The organism is Pseudoalteromonas sp. SMS1 (assembly GCF_021530565.1).
GTDB lineage: Bacteria > Pseudomonadota > Gammaproteobacteria > Enterobacterales > Alteromonadaceae > Pseudoalteromonas.
Map to the genome: position 1 here is coordinate 65,937 of NZ_JAKGBI010000012.1, position 16,874 is coordinate 82,810.

Here is a 16,874-nt window from a genome sequence, read left to right on the forward strand (position 1 = left end):
GAAAAGGCTATAAAATATGCCTGTAGAGAGCGGGAAATCCACATTGGCATACCAAATTGAGAAGAAAGCAAATGAGTATAATGACACTTGAAAAGTACTTTTAAAGTGCTTTGAATGCTTTAACCTCTTTGCGATTTTTGCTTCTCTATGGCTATTATCGCTTGCAGCCTTATGAAAACCGCAACTGGAACCCCAACGGCTGATCTGCTTCTTATATTAACTTATATCCAGCGTAAGAGAACATGCGAGTTGAGGTACAAAAGTGCGTAACTTAAGAACGGGTACTGAAATAGTACTGTTTATTTGTAGAGAATCACTTCTTTCTTGGCTTTGGTTCATTTCTGCGTACAGTAAGTAGTTTGTTACGCGGGGTGATAATTGTATATTGCAAAGGAGTAGTTATGGGGAAGAGTGCTTTCTCGTATTGTAGAATTCTGACTGGTATCCAACATCGAGATTTGGTTTGATCCAATTGATGGGATAGTTGAGAAGTTTGAGAGAGTTTTCTCAGGTTGTGGTAAGAGAAAGGGCTTTTTGTTGAGGAAGCTGTGAATCAATTGAGATTACTGACTTCTCTCAGGATTCATAAATACAAAAATTAATTCATGGGGCTAACAAGGACGCGTATGTGAAATAAACGCAGATCATATAGCAGATAACATAATAGTTATGTTAGAAGGTGGAGGGTTAGTAGCATTCATAAATCAAGATTTTGATTTGGAAGATTGGTTTGAGAACTTTTGGCTGATAATTGAGAAACAGTTGAGAGTATGACTCTCATTAAAAGCTGTTAATAGGCGAAAGTGAGATAGAAAATACCCTTAATATATTTACTGTACTTGCCTAGAAGGTCCCTTTGTGGCACATATGCGAATGTCAGTATGATACTTTATTACTCGAAATTTATTTAAACTAATCGGTAAACATGCACTCAGTATGAAGTTTTATTTTTGGAATTATTGAACCTTAACACAAGTTCAATACCTTCAGTGCAAGCTGGTATGAAACTATATTCCTCACCCACAAAAGTTTGTGGCTTAGAAATTAAGATTTACCGACAAAAAAGGCGCGATAGCGCCTTTTTTAATGGGTCACTATTGGCGCTGTTATCAGGCTTTGTGTTACTGGCCATGAGTGTGTCGGTGTTGAGCAATCGCTTTTGGTTTATGAAGTTTGTTAAAGCACTCATTTATTTAGACGCTCAGCTCAGGTTCCTTTTGATGGCGTATACAAGCAGCGTATGCCCAGTTGATATGTGTATGCTGGTAAACACAGTGCGGTGTCCGCTTGCATCTGTAGTTCATTCGTGGGCTGCAACCAAGTGGATGTGGTAGCGTATTTTGCCTTAAAAATTAGGGCTGCTGCGGTAAACTTTCAGTTGTCAAAAATGAAATGGCCCAACCTAAAGTTGGGCACACTAAATGGCGACTGTTAATTAAGACTTTTTACAGCGAAATAGCACAAATGGCGCCCAGTGCTTACCTGAAAGCTGTTCGAGTTCGATACGTTCAACGACATCAATACTCTCAAAACCAGCCTCACGCAATACACTGATGTAGGTCTGTTTATCCCAGTGGGTGTCTATGATTTTAAACACATTGCCATCGGGTAAGTCCAAATATACCGGCCGTTTATCACCATCCTGGTACTCAACATCAGCGTCACCATTTTTAAAGTTACTGAACTTTACCCCAGTTGAGTCAGGGTTGGTGTCTAAGATATAGAAGTAACCGCCACTTTGTATGGCTCTATGTGCTTCTTTGGCGATTTTTAATAACTCTGCTTTTTCATCGTTATTAATAAATACGTAGCAACACACAGCGGCATTAAAGCTGGCATCATCAAACGGCAGTTCGCCAGATGTCACCTGCTGATAGCGAGAGTTTCCTCTATCAGCATGTGTACTGGCTTTGTCAATCATCACATTGGAGATATCAACCCCTGTGACCTGCTCGATACCGCGCGCAACAAGTCGACGTGATACTTTGCCACCACCACAGCCGTAGTCTAGGACACTTATTTGCGTGCCAAGTCGCGCAATTAGGTCATCGATGAGGGGTTGGTATCCCAATTGGTTTTCCAAATAATCATCATAGAAATCAAATTGATGAGATACTTCCTCAATCATCCAATCAGTGCTCATATCAAAGCTCCTTCTTGTTCACAAACGACGGCTTTGTTGGTATGTCGATTCGTTAAAAATAGGCGGTGGAAAGGGTGAAGCTGGTTCATTAGCTCAGTATCAATAGGGCATTGCTGACGTATATAGGTGTTGGCTTTAAACAAACGTAAAATGTCTCGCCAATAGTCGTCTAACGCAACCGCATTGATGTCATGCAATGACATATGACCACTTCGGATCTGTTTTTCATACTCAAGTACAGACGTGATGACGCCAAAGTCCGAACGAGGCATGACAGGCAGTGACTGCTCAGATAACATGTTCTGAGCACTGTTTTGTAGCAATGACGCGACTTTCTCAAGGTTATTTTCGTAGATATGGATCGAACCGACTTGGTGCGTATACGTGCCAACGTCACAACCGATGAGTGATGCGATAAACTCTTGGACAAAGGTAAACGAGAAAATGTCACTAAGCATACCAACATACGCATCATTGGCACGCATGTAGCCCACCATATGCAGTTTGTTCTCTCGCAGCAATAACTGCAATCCGAGGGTGCAAGATACGTCTATATTATGCTTGTAAATGTCTTCATCTGCGCTAAAAATCTGCAAAAATGTGCGTTTACTGTCTGCGTCATCGTTTTTTAAAATATCGACAACACGGGCAATTTGGTTGAGGTTTTGAGTGCCAAAATGCAGCAGTTTTTTACCGTACCCAGTGCCAGGCAGCGTTGCGCCATCAGCTGAAAATCGGGCCATGGATGGGGCATACCATTGAATAAAGTCCAAGTCATTTTTACCGGACAAGTACCACAAAGCTTCAGCGTAGTTAAAAATGATATTTTGCCGCCTTTGTGGGTGATAACAGAATCGATTTTTCGGGTTGTCGAGCTTGCCACAAAACCCTAAAATTTCTCTCTCAGCAAACCCTCTTGGGCTATTTTCAAACTCGTACAGATTGTAGACTTCATCTAACGTGTTTAAATAAAGCTGATTTAAGTTGTTATACCGCTTCTGCATGACGCTGCGACTCCAGCTCTTCGATCAAGGCTTCGACTTGTTTTACGTCTACACCTTTTGCTTTGTTATAGCGCAACTCTTTAACAGTTGATATTTCGCCAAGACCTTGTACCAAGTAGGCGTATTCTTCACCTTCCTCCAATAGCAGGATCATTGGCTTTTTCATCGCAGACGCCCAACCAAGCTCAATATGTGTGCCGGGAGATGCTGGTGCTCCAGGAAACGCGACAAAATAGTCACACTTTGCAATTTCGTCGTAATCAATCTTGGTACACTGTGCTGGCGTCATAAACTCTCTTCCCCAGCTTTCACGTTTATGTGCGCAATGTACAGACCAATTTTGCTGTTCAAAGTGGTCGATAATATCTGAAAATTGTGCAATGTGTGCCTCAGACATGACTTGCGTTTCTTTTGATACAAGTGCCTTAAACGGCCCTGCTAAAAACATTTTTTTCATAAGTGTCCTTTTATATTTTTTAGGTTAAATTAGTTCTTTACTCGTTGGGTGATTATTTTTGCTGCGCGTTTTGCAACATCCCCCACATGCTCAATCAGTGCGGTTTGCCCTGACATGATCTGTGCCATAGACATCCACTGGCAATCCATCGCATCGTCAGACGCAATGGCATCACCAGATTCGTAGCGGCACAGTACCGCGATCAAAATAAAATGGTGGTGCTCACCGCTGGGATCAAATTCATTGACCTCGATAACATCGAACGTCTGTTCCGGAGAGCCTTGAATCTGCGTTTCTTCAAAGAGTTCTCTGCGCGCTGCATCATGCAGCGATTCTCCGGGGTTAACGGATCCTCCGGGGTAACCCCAGCCGTATTTTTGGGGCTCCTTTGCTCGTTGTACCAATAACAGTTCATCGCCTCGGTAGGTGACAGCCAGTGCGGCAACGGCTGGTACTTTCAATGTTCCGTTTGCTTTGTCCATATTCTTAGTGCCTGCTCTTATCAAATAAGTGAACAAGGAAGTTTAGCCCATTGCGACCAGCGCGATCTCTCCTGGCCAATTGCGTCGTAGCGCATCTGCGGCACGCCATGCTCTAATGCCCGAGCGACAACACATTACGGCTCTGGACGTATGGTTTGGTGGCACGCAACCTTGCTCAAAGTCTTGTACTGCTGCGCGCTTAGCATGAGGTGTGATTGGCAAGCTAGCCTCTTGTTCATTTCTGAGTTCAACCACATAGTCATGCTCACGAATATCTTCGTGGCTGATAAATGAAAAGGCGGCGTGCTGAGGCTCTGGTGCACCGTCAAATCTAAAGCTGCTCATTGCAAATGAATCGAGCGGTACATTCACGAGCATACCCAGCACCGAAGGCGATGCATCGAGCAACACATTTAATGCCATGTGTGCTTGCAATGATCCTATCACCCCCACTACAGGGCCCAAAACACCAGCGCTGGCACACGTGGCTGTGTTGTTGGGAAGTGCAGGGAAAAGAGCACGCAGTGACGGTGCACCGCCACAAAAACCGCCCACATAACCGGTCACTCCCAGCGCCGAGGCACTGATAAACGGTGTATTTAATTCACAGCAAAGGTCGGATAAGGTGTAGCTGACCGCATAGCTATCAGCGCAGTCGAGTACCACATCAGCTTGTGATACCCAGTCACGCGCGTTACTTGGTGTCAGCCTGACGTCATGTGCCGTGACAGTTATGTCTTGATTTAACGCCGTTAATACCTGTTTTGCACTCTGTGCTTTCGATTTGCCTTGCATATGCTCTGAATAAAGAGGCTGGCGATGAAGGTTGGAGCATTCAATAACGTCATGATCAACAACAATGATATGGCCGATGCCGGCACCTGCTAAGTATTGCAATACTGGGCAACCAAGCCCGCCGGCCCCCACAACCAGTACCGTTGCTTGTGTGAGGCGCGTTTGTCCTTGCTCGCCCACTTGCGGCAGTATCATTTGTCTGTCGTAGCGACTCATACGGTTTCTCCTGTCGCCGTCAGCCACTGCTTAACACGTTGCTCTGGGTTATCATGCAATAGGATGTCGGTGACAACGGCAACGCTGTCTGCCCCTGCAGCTAAAACACTGGGCGCAAGTTCAGCTTTCATGCCACCGATCGCGACAAGTGGGATATCTCCCACTGCTTTTTTCCACTGTGTAACACGTGACAACCCCTGGGGGGCCCACTTCATTTTCTTTAAAATGGTAGGGTATACAGGACCTAGCGCAATATAGGTTGGATTAAGATCCAGCGCAGTTTGCAACTCGGTTTCATCATGGCTGCTGATACCGAGTCTGACGCCGGATCGTGTGATGATATCTAAATCAGCGGCCTGCAGATCTTCTTGGCCTAAATGAATGTAATCACATCCCAACTCAAGCGCCAATGCCCAATGATCATTAATAATCAGGTCACAGTTGTGGTCTTGGCAGATTTGTTGCGCGGCGATAATCTCTGCTTTCAATTGGGCAGAAGAGGCTTCTTTTATACGTAGTTGGATCTGTTTTGCCCCAAGAGGCACAATACGTTCAATCCAATTTGCACTGTCAACGATTGGGTAAAAAGTACTTAAACTCATACTAAATATGCCTTACCGAGCACCGGCGTAGATGGCTCTGCCATGTCTCGTTTTTCTATTGGGCCTGCTTCATATGCGCTTCTGCCGGCCTCAATCGCTTGCGCAAACGCGCCTGCCATTTTCGCCGGATCTCCCGCTTTTGCGACTGCGGTGTTTAATAAAATCATGTCGTAACCCAATTCCATGGCTTGTGCGGCATGAGAAGGCAAGCCTATCCCTGCATCAATCACCAAAGGCACATCAGGAAAGTGTGCGCGCAGTGTACGTAGTCCGTATGGATTATTGAGTCCTCGCCCAGACCCTATGGGCGCCCCCCAAGGCATCAATACTTCGCAGCCAACGTCCAGTAATTTACCCGCAACAGATAAATCTTCTGTACAGTAGGGGAATACTTTGAATCCATCTTGGACTAGCAGCCTTGCTGCATCGACTAACGCATAAACATCGGGTTGAAGGGTGTCTTGTTCGCCAATCACCTCTAACTTTATCCAATCTGTTTTAAACACTTCTCGCGCCATATGCGCTGTGGTCACGGCCTCTTTCACCGTGTGGCAGCCTGCGGTATTGGGTAGCACATGGACATTTAAACTTTGGATCATTTGCCAAAAATGTTGCCCAGCAAGGCTATCACCAGATTCGCGGCGCAGCGACACCGTCACAATTTGTGTGTTCGATGTTTTGACTGATTCTGCCAGCGATGCCGGTGATGGATATTGAGATGTACCTAGCATAAGCCTGCTTTGCAGGGCAGTACCATACATATTCAGCATCTTATCCCCCTTGCATCGGCGCAAGTACTTCGACTTTGTCGCCTTCTTTTAATTGTATTTGTTGACGATTTGGCTCACTGACGAAGTGTCCATTTAGTGCGGTCACAATGACTTTATTTTGATAGCCCAGCTCATGTAACACATCTTGTAGTCCCTCGGTGTGTACTACTTTGGGCTCACCATTAATAACAATATTCATCCATTAACTCCGGTATTTGGTATCCTTCAAAAATGGCATTGGCTGCTACACGCGCCATTACTGGTGCAAGTAAAAAACCGTGCCGATACATGCCATTGACGGTCAAGACTTTGCCCCGCCAATTTACTTTAGGTAGGTTGTTCAAATATGCAGGACGTGCATCAACCCCAATTTCTACAATTTCAGCTTCGCTAAAAGCTGGGTGCAAGGCAAAGGCTGAACCCAGCATCTCAAAGACTGAACGTGCTGAAACGCGAGTGCGCTCCGTGTTTTCTATCATGGTCGCTCCGACCATAAATAACCCATTACCACGCGGCACGACATATAAAGGGATCCGTGGGTGGAGTAAGCGAATAGAGCGCTGCAATGTGACATCACGACTGCGAAGCAACAGCATTTCCCCTTTCACCCCTCTAAGTTCAGGAATAGCATCCTGTGCAGCAAGGCCCGTGCAGTCAACAACACACTCAAATCCACTCAAGGTGCCAGGCTCGACTTCACAGTTAAATTTAAAAATGACACCTGCGCTCACTAATTGATCAAACAGTGACAAGATGGATTTTCTGGGGTCTATATGCGCTTCTTCGGGAAAAAATAAACCTTGAGAAAATCGCTCACCCAAATCAGGCTCGAGTTGCGCGATCTCTTGCGCTCCCACGCTTTGGTAGTCTGTGGTTCTTTTGGCGAAGGTGCGAAGCTCACTTAAATCGCGATCCAATGCAAAAACCAACGTGCCATTTTCTTGCACTTGTGCTGTATGGGTTTTCCACCATGACTTTGCATGTTGGCCCAATTTTACAACGCTGGATTCTGCGGTTTCTCCTTCACACCATGGTGCCAGCATGCCCCCGGCCCACCAAGAACAGGCTTGCTCACCAATCGACGGGCCTTTTTCGTAGATCGTCACCTTGGCACCTCTGGCCACAAATTCAGTGGCACATGTCAAACCCGCAACACCTGCACCGATAATTGCAATGTTCATGTTTACTCCTGCCACTGACGATAAAAGTGGTGAACGGGACCATGACCATGGCCAATTGCGAGTTCATCTGACTGTTGGATCGCGCTATATAGGTATGACTTTGCTTGTTCTACCGCCTTTTTTAGAGGCACTCCTTGGCTTATCAAGGCTGTAATCGCAGAAGAGAGAGTACATCCGGTACCGTGTGTATTGTTTGTTTTGATCCGTTGAGCACTCAGCTTAAAAGGCGCCTCATGGCGGTTCATCAATACATCGATACAGGTTTGAGAGGCTAAATGGCCTCCTTTCATTAATACCGCTTTGACGCCTAAATCTAATAGGGCTTGCCCTTGTTGAGTAATTTCGTCTTCTGTATTGGCTTCGGGTTGGCCAAGTAACACAGCAGCTTCTGGCAGGTTTGGGGTGAGTAAGGTTGCCAGTGGTAAAAGTTCACTTTTTAATGTGGCAACGGCCTCATTTTGCAATAACAAGTCGCCTGATTTGGCGACCATGACAGGGTCCAATATGATCGGAACATTGCGCCCTTGCAAACATGACGCAACGGTGGCAATGATCTCAGATGAACTGAGCATGCCTATTTTAACTGCATCGACTTGAATGTCATCGAAAACGGCATCTATCTGTGCTTTTACGATGTCTCTAGGTATGTCATGTACAGCACTGACGGTTTGCGTGTTTTGGGCTGTAATGGCTGTTAAAACGCTGGTGGCGTAAGTGCCCAGTGCAGAAAATGTCTTGATATCAGCTTGAATGCCAGCACCACCGCCACTGTCGGAACCTGCAATCGTTAAGGCGACCGAAGCACGACTATTTACCGAATCAACGGCTGCATTCGTCTCTTGAATAACCATAAAACGCTCTAACCCTCCTTGGGTTGTTTATATTGGAGCTTGCACTAAAAATCATAATGATCTTTGTTTTAATTATTTATAATTTAACAATTAACCCTGGTGGTGCAATATTCTAATTTTACTAAGTTATTGCCAATCAATGTATTGGCGTGATATAAAAAACGGTATCTTTTGTACTCATTAGTCAATGAATAGGTAATTTAATTTTTATTATAATAGACGGTTTTTCTTTCTATAAGTTTAACAGTACTTTAATTTTATAATAAAATAAATACTTTGTTATTTAGTAAAATTAAAAAGTGAAAGGATATGTCTAGCTACACAAGCTCACAGGTGCAACATCAATGGGACCAAAAAATATCGGGTATATTTTTGGCCATCTTGGCCACCTGTTTATACGCAACCAAAGGCATATTTGTAAAACTCATGTATAGCTTAGGCGTAGATACAGTTAGCGTCATGGCCTTGAGGACGCTAATTGCATTCCCTATTTATTTGTTTATCGGTGTGTGGCTTTATAAACGCTTGGCGCCTGCTAACCCCCACGCTCTAAAGCAAACTTGGTTGCACTGTGCCGCCGTTGGTGTCTTTGGCTATTACTTAGCAACCTATTTGGATTTGCAAGGCTTAAATTATATGAGTGCACAGCTGTCTGGCCTGGTATCATTTGCGTACCCAACATTTGTTGTTTTACTCAATCGGTTTCTGTTTAAAGTGCCGGTTACGCCAATCATGATTGTGTCCCTAATAATGACTTACTGTGGCATCTTTACCTTGTTTTCTCACGAGCTCACGCTAGAGGGGGATAATGTCATATTGGGCTTGGCTTTGGGGTTATCAGGGGCAGCCTGTTTTGCGGGGTATATGTTATTTAGCAAACCGATTACGGCTAAAATATCCAGTGGCTTGTTCACGAGTATCGCGATGAGTGCGGCGAGTCTGTTTATTTTTATACACTTCCTATCTTCTGGGAGTTGGTACACGTTAACGATCACCCCGCAGGTTGCGATTTTGTCTGTTTGCATGGCAATCGGTTGTACCATTGCACCTTCCTATTTGATTGCTGAGGCAATCAAGCGTGTGGGAGCCAATAATACCGCATTGCTGGGTGGGCTTGGTCCAGTTATGACCGCTGTGATGGCGATTTTAATCTTGAGTGAGTCATTTACCTCTGCGCACTTGGTAGGTATGTTATTGGTGATTTTTGCTATCATATTAGATCCTGTCAAAACATACTTCTTTGGGAAAGCCAAAAAGTAATTGCGCCTTCATGACCTCTGCTCAAATTAGGGGAGCGGTATTGATTGGGCATTAAAATAGTCCTGCCTAACCGGTTTTAATAAAGAATCAAAGTTGCGCTTTATTTTTGCAGTGTTTAATTTCTATTATTGAGTCGTGGAGTTATTAAGGGGGTAAGTCAGCATGATTAAGTTTTAATTGCAAATTTTTGAATTTATATAAAATAAAACTCATGATTCCACAGTGCTTAAACGTAACATTAATCTATAACTTTAATATTATTTTTATACGTTTCTTGTGTCTTTTTATTTAAAAAATCGCAGTATAATATGCCGCAGTAGTGGTATGTTCAGTATGTATGCCTGACAACGAGAGGTGAAAGGCGCCATATTGCCCCTTTCACTTTATGGCTAGGCTAGGATGTTCCAACCTCGTGTTTTGGTCTAACCGCGAATTAATTGCGCCAATGAATGGTTACTGTGAAGTTTGATAGACGCGTGTTTCTGGTACGGCAGGTATCTCGAGAGATGTATTGTGGGCAGTCATTATTAACTGCGGGGTTATTGACGCGTGCGCGTAACTCCATTTCAATGTCTTTCAAAAATTGACCGTTGGCCACTGCCGTTGTATCTATGTTGTTTAGTGGAATGCCAGAACCTCTGCGGTTGCCACCACCGCGTTTTAGGGTGGAATCAAACTTGTTGGTTGGGCCCATAAAACCCATCAGTATTTCGTAGTCTGCAACTAAGACCGCTTCTTGGAAAGTGTAATCAACACTGATCGAGTTTATCTTAGCATTCGCCGGTACGTTGTAATGGGTGATGCAATTGCTGAAGGGGAGTCTTGGTTTTGGCTGCGTGCTAGTCCAAGGGTTGGGGTAAAATCCATCCGTGTATGGAATGGTGACATTATAGGTTACTCGATTACCGTGGCCATAATCACCCGGTAAAAAGTTACCGTCTTCTTTGACAAGGTTTAATTTACATTCCCCTTGGCCAGCCAGTGCTGATGCTGATACAAACAGAGATAATGCAAGTGCGGTCAATCTATATGCTTTTTTCATCGTAATGTTTCCTTTTACAAATTAATGTTTATTTTCAGTTGCTTAGAGTTTTCTTTTATCTTTCTTGCGCCATCGCCTAACGCGCCGTGAGACCTTTCTAACATAACCTAAAAAATTGCCTTAGCAAGCAGTGAGATCAATAAAAATCAAAATTTAAAAAACAATTTACTAACATTGTAGGGGAGAGGTTATTTAGGTTGATAATACGCGTATGTGCTTCGTTTTATTTTTGGTATTCACAGCAATCAACTTGAATTTTGCATGTATAGCGATGTATAAAAAACAACCTAACCTAGGCGGGAACGCGTAAATACATGGAAATAAATTAAGGAAAAAGTATGAAATTAGCATTGAGTAAGAAAAAAATAAAAGCACTGTCGAATGATACTATGCGCATGCCGTCGGGTGTGACGCCAAAAGTTGCCGGTGGTGCATATACTGAAGAAACGTGTGCCAGTAATTGCAATAACTGTGGTGGCGGCACCACCAACCGCACGGGTGGTAATTATACGTGTTACACGTGCCGAGTGACCGATGCTTGCCCTACAGCGCTTTGCTAAGAGTTCGCAAATATAAAAAGGGTTGGATAGAGCCAACCCTTAACAACAATATGGATTAAAAAGCACGATATTGGTTAGTCTGTCTGCGTTAATTTTGTTGTTGCTAATCCGGTCACATTAAGGACATCTTGCCAGCTCACATATTTAAAGTTTTGAGGCTCATCAGGTAAGCGATTTCGACCATCTTGGATGACTAACAAGCCGTTTGGATAGTCTTTCGAACGTAACGTGGTAGAGAGTGCCAGTCCATCGGTTTCCGATGAACCGTCAATCCCGTTAAATCCATCTAATCCCACACGAAAGCCAGCGAGGTGATTGTATGGTGGTGTTGCTTGGTAAAGTTGATAGCTGTTGTTGCCTTGACTCGACACAATGAGGATGGGGGACGCACTATGGGACAAGGCAAGGCCCTCCACATCATCCACTAAGTGTGTGCCAACTGTGGCGATAGAATGTGGCTGGCTGTTGTCCGCAGGGTTCAAACTGGTGACCCAAATACCCACATCTTCTTCTCCAATAAACAGACGTTCGTGTACATCATCTGCCACACAGCCCTCAGGTTGTGAGCCTAATTGAATTTTACGTACCACGGGGGCAACTAAATTACTGTTATTTGCTTGCACTTCGTATTGCAGTGTCAGGCCGTCTTTGTTGTTTGCAAACACGTAATGTTTACCTTGGTAGGTGGCCATACAAAGACCGTAAATTCCGGTCAATTGAGCTGGTGTAGTGCCTAAGCGCCTAACCTGACCATCGGCTTCTATACCGTAAAATGCCAAGCTATCATCATCACGTTTACTGGCTGTCACTAAACTGATGATGCGCCCTTGCCAGTTAAAACCAGTGCGTACATCGACGTTATTGAGTCGCCCATCTTCAAATTTTTGTAGCAGGTTTCCCTGTAAGTCATAAACTTGAAGCCCCTGTTTTTTGTGTGTGCCTAGCACTCGTGACTGTTCTGGGTCAGTTGGGTGAACCCAGATCGCAGGGTCATCCATGGCGTCCCCAAACTGCTCAGCAGGCTGACTCTGTGCAATTGGACGGACTACTTTTAACTTGGGGCTTTGAGCGACAGAGTTGAGTTTTACCTGCGTGACGCCATAATGACCCGTTTCTTCACTCGTAAAACTCAGTTGCACACTGTGCTGGTTTGCTGTGTGCGTTAAGTTCAACATCGTTGCGGTCAGCCCTGTTAACGCATAGCTTTTGGCGGGTTGCCAGCTATCTACTTTTTCTGGGGCATCCCAGTAAAGTAATTTGTCACCGCTTTCAAGCAGCGCGAATAGTTCGCCAGAATCGCTGGTGGCAAGGCTTGAAGCTGGCTCTGCTTGTTCACCATAGGGGGCAACTAAAGAGACAGGGTAATACTCTGGGTTGTCTTCAATGCGTGCAGGGTAGCGCCAAATACCAAGTGGTTCACTGACATAGAGGAAACCTCGATTTGGGTCTACTGCGCACGAATCGGCATCATAAGGTAGAGCTAGTTCACGCAGTAATAATGGCGTTGCCAACCAGCTTTGCTGCTGACGCAGTAACCATTGCTCTGCTCGGCCGCGACCATCAGACAAAAAGATGGACAGTGTTTCATTTGCTGGGTCGGCAAACAAGCAAAGATTGTCTACCAGTAACCCTGTTTGTGAGAGCGAAAATTGTGGCGTCAGTGTGGCTGTTTCGGCGTTCAATGTGCCGATAAACACGCTGTCATTGCTGGCTTCTAGTGCTGCGTACAGCCACTGATGGGTACTGATCGGACTGAGCCGCACTTGCTTGAATTCGCCTTTTTGTTGTGACTTTCGCGTATCGCCTTGATGTAAGCTCAGCCCTATTTTTTCAGATACCACCAAAACTTGCTCCGCATTGGGTACTTGCCAGCTATCTACGGTGCCAGCGGTCGATGTTGTGATCGACAGTGACAGCGATTGCGATGTTTGAGTTGGTTGAATATCGTGACTTTGGCAGGCACCCAATGTGCCCACCAAGCCAAGCATCAGCGCCGTTTTATATAATTGTGATTTATTCATAGTTAAATTCCGACATAACTAAAATTCATTTTGAAAATACAACCTCCGTTTCCACACTGCGCATGCTGACGTGAGCTTGGCGTCTGTTTTCAAACCGACAGAGTGTAAATCTGTGAGCGTATGTATCTGCTGAGAGGCTACCTTAGAAACCCTGTGTTGCAGTTTTATTTCAACGTGTAGAGGTGTGGTATTAGGGCGCGCATTTTAGCGTCAGTTCGAACCATTTCTCTGCATGTTATGAGCTAATTTGTCGTGAACACTCGGGTACTAACGGAGCTAAGGGCGGCTGTGTAACGCACAAAAGCAGAGATCATCAAAGGAATACGAGCAGAGGCCGAGCCATTTTGTCTGGGTCTAAATAGCTCATACATTAAACGCTTCGCGCCTTAAAAGTGTCATAAAGCACGTCTACGATGTGGACATGACCAGATTATTCCGCAAACAAAAACAGCATGTTGTCAGTTTATCTGCCACTTTGATCGCGGGTGTGTTACTGACGCTACTCGCTTTTATCATTGGTGATTTAGCGCCAATGCATGACATCGATTGGATGGATGTCGCCGGCGAAGCGGCCGCCACAATCATGGCAGCCATTTGGTTTGTGTTACTGATGTTATGCCGTCCCAGAGGCTGGGTAACGATATTATTACTCATAGGGTCTGGTACTTATTGGCTAACAACTTGGCTAGATTTGCTAGATGAACTTCTTGCTTATCCACCAGACAACCGCTTACTTGCCTGGCTTGAATCCTTGCCAGCCCCCATCAGTATGTTCTTACTCACTTGGGGGCTAGTCGTTTGGTTTAATGAGCAGCAAGCCGTGAATCGTCAGCTTAAGCAGCGAGAGCATTTTCATCGCGAACATAGCCTTATTGATCCCGTGACACAGTTATATAGTTTGCGTTATTTATTAGTACAGCTCAGTCGCGAGGCGCTACTGCATGATAAGCGAGATCAACCGTTATCCGTGATGATGGTCGATATTGATGGCTTTGCTCACTACAACCGAATACACGGTCCGCGCCAAGGCGATCAAGCCTTAAATGCGGTTGCTGCGGCCCTTGAAGTGGCCTTGAGAGAGACCGACCTTGCGTGTCGCTATACCAGCGATCGATTTATTGTACTACTGCCAGATACGCCACCGCACGAAGTGAGCGTATTCAGTCAATTGATTGAAGATTGCTGCAATAACGCTTTAAAAGGTAAGTTAAATGTCACGACCGTACAGCTAACACGGCAAAAAGCCGAGCCAGAGCAAGCTTTGTTTGAGCGTTTAAATCAATTATTGGCCAGTGCTAAGCGCAGCCATTCCCATCCAGAGGTCGCCTGATGCTTCGTAGTTTCGCGTGTCTAAATGACAAACGCATGCCCGCACACTTCCTCATCACTATGTTGGAATTGGCTGAGCAATATCGTGTTGAACCAGAGTGGCTACTGCGAGGCTCTCAGTTATTTTTGGATGATTTGGCGTTTCCGGCGGCACAAGTTGCGCCTGAGCAGGCACTTTATGTGCTTAAAAAACTGAAAAGAGAGCTTGCCGATCAGCCACAGCTGGCGATGGAGTTAGGTCAACGCATTGCCAGCGGTCATGGTCATGTGTTATTTGATCTGTGGCGTTATGCCCCCAATCTAAACGAGGCCCTTGCAGCATGGGCAAGGTCGCAAAATCATATCGAAACACTGCTGCAACTCAATGTGCAGCGCCATCAGGGTGAAATTTATATTCGGCTGACCGAATCAGCATCTTTAAGCACACAGCAAAGAAGCGTATTTGAACTGGCACTGTCTGCATGCCGCTTGTTGCTCAAGGAGCAATTGGGGGCGCAGACTTGGCTCAAAGTTGAGCTCCCGTGGGCACAGCCGAGTCATAACTTTCATTACCCGGTTTACCTTGGTGAGCATATTGAGTTTAATGCGCCGCGTTGTGCCATTATTCTTTCTGAGCAGGTGTTGTATCAACCTTTTAAAGAGGCCAGTGCACTGCGCTTTGCACAAACTAAGCGCGCCGTTAAATTGCACCGCCAAGCACCGTGTTTGTTACAAGCGCATCTGCGTAGATTGATTCGACGCCGCCTGAGCGATCCTTGGAACTTAGACATGACAGCACGCTCTTTGGGGATGAGTCCAGCTACGTTAAAGCGACGTCTTAAGCAAGATGGTACTCATTTCAAATTATTGGTTGATGAAGTGAAAGGGCAAGAAGCACTGCACTTAATGGCGCTAAACCAATGGAATAACAGTCAACTTGCCAGCACGATGGCTTTTTCTGACGAGCACAGTTTTCGTAGGGCTTTTAAGCGTTGGACAGGGGCGGTGCCGAGTGCTTTTCGTTGTAACTAATTTACAGTTTTAATTGTATATACAAGAAGCTAAGTGCATATAACTATTTAGATTCATTGACATTCGAATAGGCTATTTCAGAAATCACTTCAGGTGTTACTTCGTCTAAATCCCCCAGTTTATCAAGAATTTCACACACTTCGCGTGAAGATTGATTCAGCGCCTCTATGACTTCCTCTCCTAAGTCATGTTTCAGGTTTGGTGAATGGTTGATAATTAAGAAATTGCTTTGTAAATTCCGCACCAGATGATTAACGCCAGAAATGGTCTCTCTATATACCGAGATTTTTTCTAGCTCTTTTTCTAACGCAGTATGTTTGATGAGCTCGTTAAAATACTTAATGGTGAGTAAAGCGCAGGACCAAATGGCGAGGAGCGCAATACCACGGTTAAACAGCACCTTCCAGAGTTCTCCACCACTGGGGGAGCTGAAATAAGCAATAACTGTGAATAATGAACAGAGCACGGCCAAAATTAACGTGAATCTTATGTTTTTGGCCCACAAAGAGATCAGAATTGGAATGATATGGGGGACGCCGCCCGCAACCCCCAACGGAATATGTGAGTCGACAGCAAAAACAACGCACATGGCCAAAATAGAGATCAGCATCACGAGGTTACTATTAGCATGTTGAGTGGTCATTTTTGACATCTTTCCTTACAGATTTTTGCCATAGCAGGCGCGACAGCACAACACGCAATGAGAAACTTGAATGACTATGGTGAATCGAGTGGTGTTATTAGACATGTTAGCTTAATTCTAGAGCGATGGTGGATAATTGGTGTAATGTGAGAGGCATAGTGAGGTTTGCAAGCAACACTTCTTAGCATGAAAATAGGCAGAGGCTTTGTAATTCAGCAATGTTTGAGCGTGTATTGATTAATGCCAAAAGCATAACTGACAGTGATATGAGCCAGTATGCACTGGCTCGTTAAATATTAAGTGTTACTTTCTTGACTCAAGTGCATAGGGATCTATGGGTTTCCACGGGCCTGCCCCCATCACTGCATCACATTGTGTTTGGCATAGTTTGATGTGCTTTTGTTGCTTTGTTTTAGATGACTTCTGACACAAAATTTTCTTCATATTAGTTCCTTGATATTTTCCTTTGTGTAACTCATTAATATGCAATATTTATATTCTAGAAAT

19 protein-coding genes are annotated in these 16,874 nt (G+C 44.7%); 5 read left to right on the top strand and 14 right to left on the bottom strand.

Annotated features, from left to right (window positions below):
• Nucleotides 1–1,001 precede the first annotated feature (1,001 nt).
• A complete protein-coding gene (locus tag L1286_RS13430; protein WP_235407563.1) occupies nucleotides 1,002–1,334 on the top strand; it encodes a hypothetical protein in 333 nt (110 codons plus the stop codon).
• A 101-nt stretch (nucleotides 1,335–1,435) separates the two neighbouring features.
• Here the strand turns inward: L1286_RS13430 and L1286_RS13435 are convergent, their stop codons facing one another.
• The 10 genes from L1286_RS13435 to thiD are packed head-to-tail and all read right to left on the bottom strand — an operon-like array spanning nucleotide 1,436 to nucleotide 8,501.
• Nucleotides 1,436–2,143, bottom strand: a complete 708-nt coding sequence (locus L1286_RS13435; protein ID WP_235407564.1) for a class I SAM-dependent methyltransferase — start codon at nucleotides 2,141–2,143, stop codon at nucleotides 1,436–1,438.
• A complete protein-coding gene (locus L1286_RS13440; RefSeq protein ID WP_235407565.1) occupies nucleotides 2,140–3,147 on the bottom strand; it encodes a thymidylate synthase in 1,008 nt (335 codons plus the stop codon). The genes L1286_RS13435 and L1286_RS13440 overlap by 4 nt, the downstream gene beginning before the upstream one ends.
• A complete protein-coding gene (locus tag L1286_RS13445) occupies nucleotides 3,131–3,604 on the bottom strand; it encodes a nucleoside 2-deoxyribosyltransferase (RefSeq protein WP_235407566.1) in 474 nt (157 codons plus the stop codon). Before L1286_RS13445 ends, L1286_RS13440 begins: the two co-directional genes overlap by 17 nt.
• Before the next feature lie 29 nt (nucleotides 3,605–3,633).
• A complete protein-coding gene (locus tag L1286_RS13450; protein ID WP_235407567.1) occupies nucleotides 3,634–4,086 on the bottom strand; it encodes an NUDIX hydrolase in 453 nt (150 codons plus the stop codon).
• Nucleotides 4,087–4,128: 42 nt separating this feature from the next.
• The gene (locus L1286_RS13455) at nucleotides 4,129–5,097 is read right to left on the bottom strand and encodes a HesA/MoeB/ThiF family protein (protein ID WP_235407568.1); all 969 of its coding nucleotides are present in this window, start codon (nucleotides 5,095–5,097) and stop codon (nucleotides 4,129–4,131) included.
• The gene (locus tag L1286_RS13460) at nucleotides 5,094–5,699 is read right to left on the bottom strand and encodes a thiamine phosphate synthase (protein WP_235407569.1); all 606 of its coding nucleotides are present in this window, start codon (nucleotides 5,697–5,699) and stop codon (nucleotides 5,094–5,096) included. Before L1286_RS13460 ends, L1286_RS13455 begins: the two co-directional genes overlap by 4 nt.
• The gene (locus L1286_RS13465; protein ID WP_235407570.1) at nucleotides 5,696–6,469 is read right to left on the bottom strand and encodes a thiazole synthase; all 774 of its coding nucleotides are present in this window, start codon (nucleotides 6,467–6,469) and stop codon (nucleotides 5,696–5,698) included. The genes L1286_RS13460 and L1286_RS13465 overlap by 4 nt, the downstream gene beginning before the upstream one ends.
• A gap of 1 nt (nucleotide 6,470) precedes the next feature.
• On the bottom strand, nucleotides 6,471–6,668 hold the full coding sequence (thiS, locus tag L1286_RS13470) for a sulfur carrier protein ThiS (RefSeq protein ID WP_235407571.1): 198 nt from the start codon (nucleotides 6,666–6,668) through the stop codon (nucleotides 6,471–6,473).
• Complete coding sequence (locus L1286_RS13475) at nucleotides 6,652–7,650, bottom strand: FAD-dependent oxidoreductase (RefSeq protein WP_235407572.1); 999 nt, start codon at nucleotides 7,648–7,650, stop codon at nucleotides 6,652–6,654. Before L1286_RS13475 ends, thiS begins: the two co-directional genes overlap by 17 nt.
• A gap of 2 nt (nucleotides 7,651–7,652) precedes the next feature.
• On the bottom strand, nucleotides 7,653–8,501 hold the full coding sequence (gene thiD, locus L1286_RS13480) for a bifunctional hydroxymethylpyrimidine kinase/phosphomethylpyrimidine kinase (RefSeq protein WP_235407573.1): 849 nt from the start codon (nucleotides 8,499–8,501) through the stop codon (nucleotides 7,653–7,655).
• Nucleotides 8,502–8,810: 309 nt separating this feature from the next.
• On the opposite strand from thiD, the gene L1286_RS13485 reads away from it, so the two are divergent.
• Nucleotides 8,811–9,761 (top strand): DMT family transporter, encoded by a 951-nt coding sequence (locus tag L1286_RS13485; RefSeq protein ID WP_235407574.1) that lies wholly within the window; start codon nucleotides 8,811–8,813, stop codon nucleotides 9,759–9,761.
• Between the two features lie 433 nt (nucleotides 9,762–10,194).
• Here L1286_RS13485 and L1286_RS13490 read toward each other — a convergent pair whose 3' ends face one another.
• The gene (locus L1286_RS13490; protein WP_235407575.1) at nucleotides 10,195–10,803 is read right to left on the bottom strand and encodes a hypothetical protein; all 609 of its coding nucleotides are present in this window, start codon (nucleotides 10,801–10,803) and stop codon (nucleotides 10,195–10,197) included.
• Between the two features lie 338 nt (nucleotides 10,804–11,141).
• Here L1286_RS13490 and L1286_RS13495 point away from each other — a divergent pair, with 338 nt between their 5' ends.
• Entirely contained in the window at nucleotides 11,142–11,363 is a 222-nt protein-coding gene (locus L1286_RS13495; protein ID WP_235407576.1) for a hypothetical protein, read from the top strand.
• A 74-nt stretch (nucleotides 11,364–11,437) separates the two neighbouring features.
• On the opposite strand, the gene L1286_RS13500 is transcribed toward L1286_RS13495, so the two are convergent.
• Nucleotides 11,438–13,384, bottom strand: coding sequence for a phytase (locus L1286_RS13500; RefSeq protein ID WP_235407577.1), 1,947 nt, complete (start codon nucleotides 13,382–13,384; stop codon nucleotides 11,438–11,440).
• Nucleotides 13,385–13,805: 421 nt separating this feature from the next.
• Between L1286_RS13500 and L1286_RS13505 the strand changes: the two genes are divergently transcribed.
• Both L1286_RS13505 and L1286_RS13510 read left to right on the top strand, forming a co-directional pair.
• Nucleotides 13,806–14,714 carry a GGDEF domain-containing protein gene (locus tag L1286_RS13505; protein ID WP_235407578.1) on the top strand — a complete coding sequence of 303 codons (909 nt, stop codon included), beginning with the start codon at nucleotides 13,806–13,808 and terminating at the stop codon, nucleotides 14,712–14,714.
• Nucleotides 14,714–15,724, top strand: coding sequence for an AraC family transcriptional regulator ligand-binding domain-containing protein (locus L1286_RS13510; RefSeq protein ID WP_235407579.1), 1,011 nt, complete (start codon nucleotides 14,714–14,716; stop codon nucleotides 15,722–15,724). The genes L1286_RS13505 and L1286_RS13510 overlap by 1 nt, the downstream gene beginning before the upstream one ends.
• A 43-nt stretch (nucleotides 15,725–15,767) precedes the next feature.
• On the opposite strand, the gene L1286_RS13515 is transcribed toward L1286_RS13510, so the two are convergent.
• Together L1286_RS13515 and L1286_RS13520 are read right to left on the bottom strand one after the other, a co-directional pair.
• Nucleotides 15,768–16,367 (bottom strand): hypothetical protein, encoded by a 600-nt coding sequence (locus L1286_RS13515; RefSeq protein ID WP_235407580.1) that lies wholly within the window; start codon nucleotides 16,365–16,367, stop codon nucleotides 15,768–15,770.
• Nucleotides 16,368–16,670: 303 nt separating this feature from the next.
• Entirely contained in the window at nucleotides 16,671–16,811 is a 141-nt protein-coding gene (locus tag L1286_RS13520) for a hypothetical protein (RefSeq protein ID WP_235407581.1), read from the bottom strand.
• Nucleotides 16,812–16,874 lie beyond the last annotated feature (63 nt).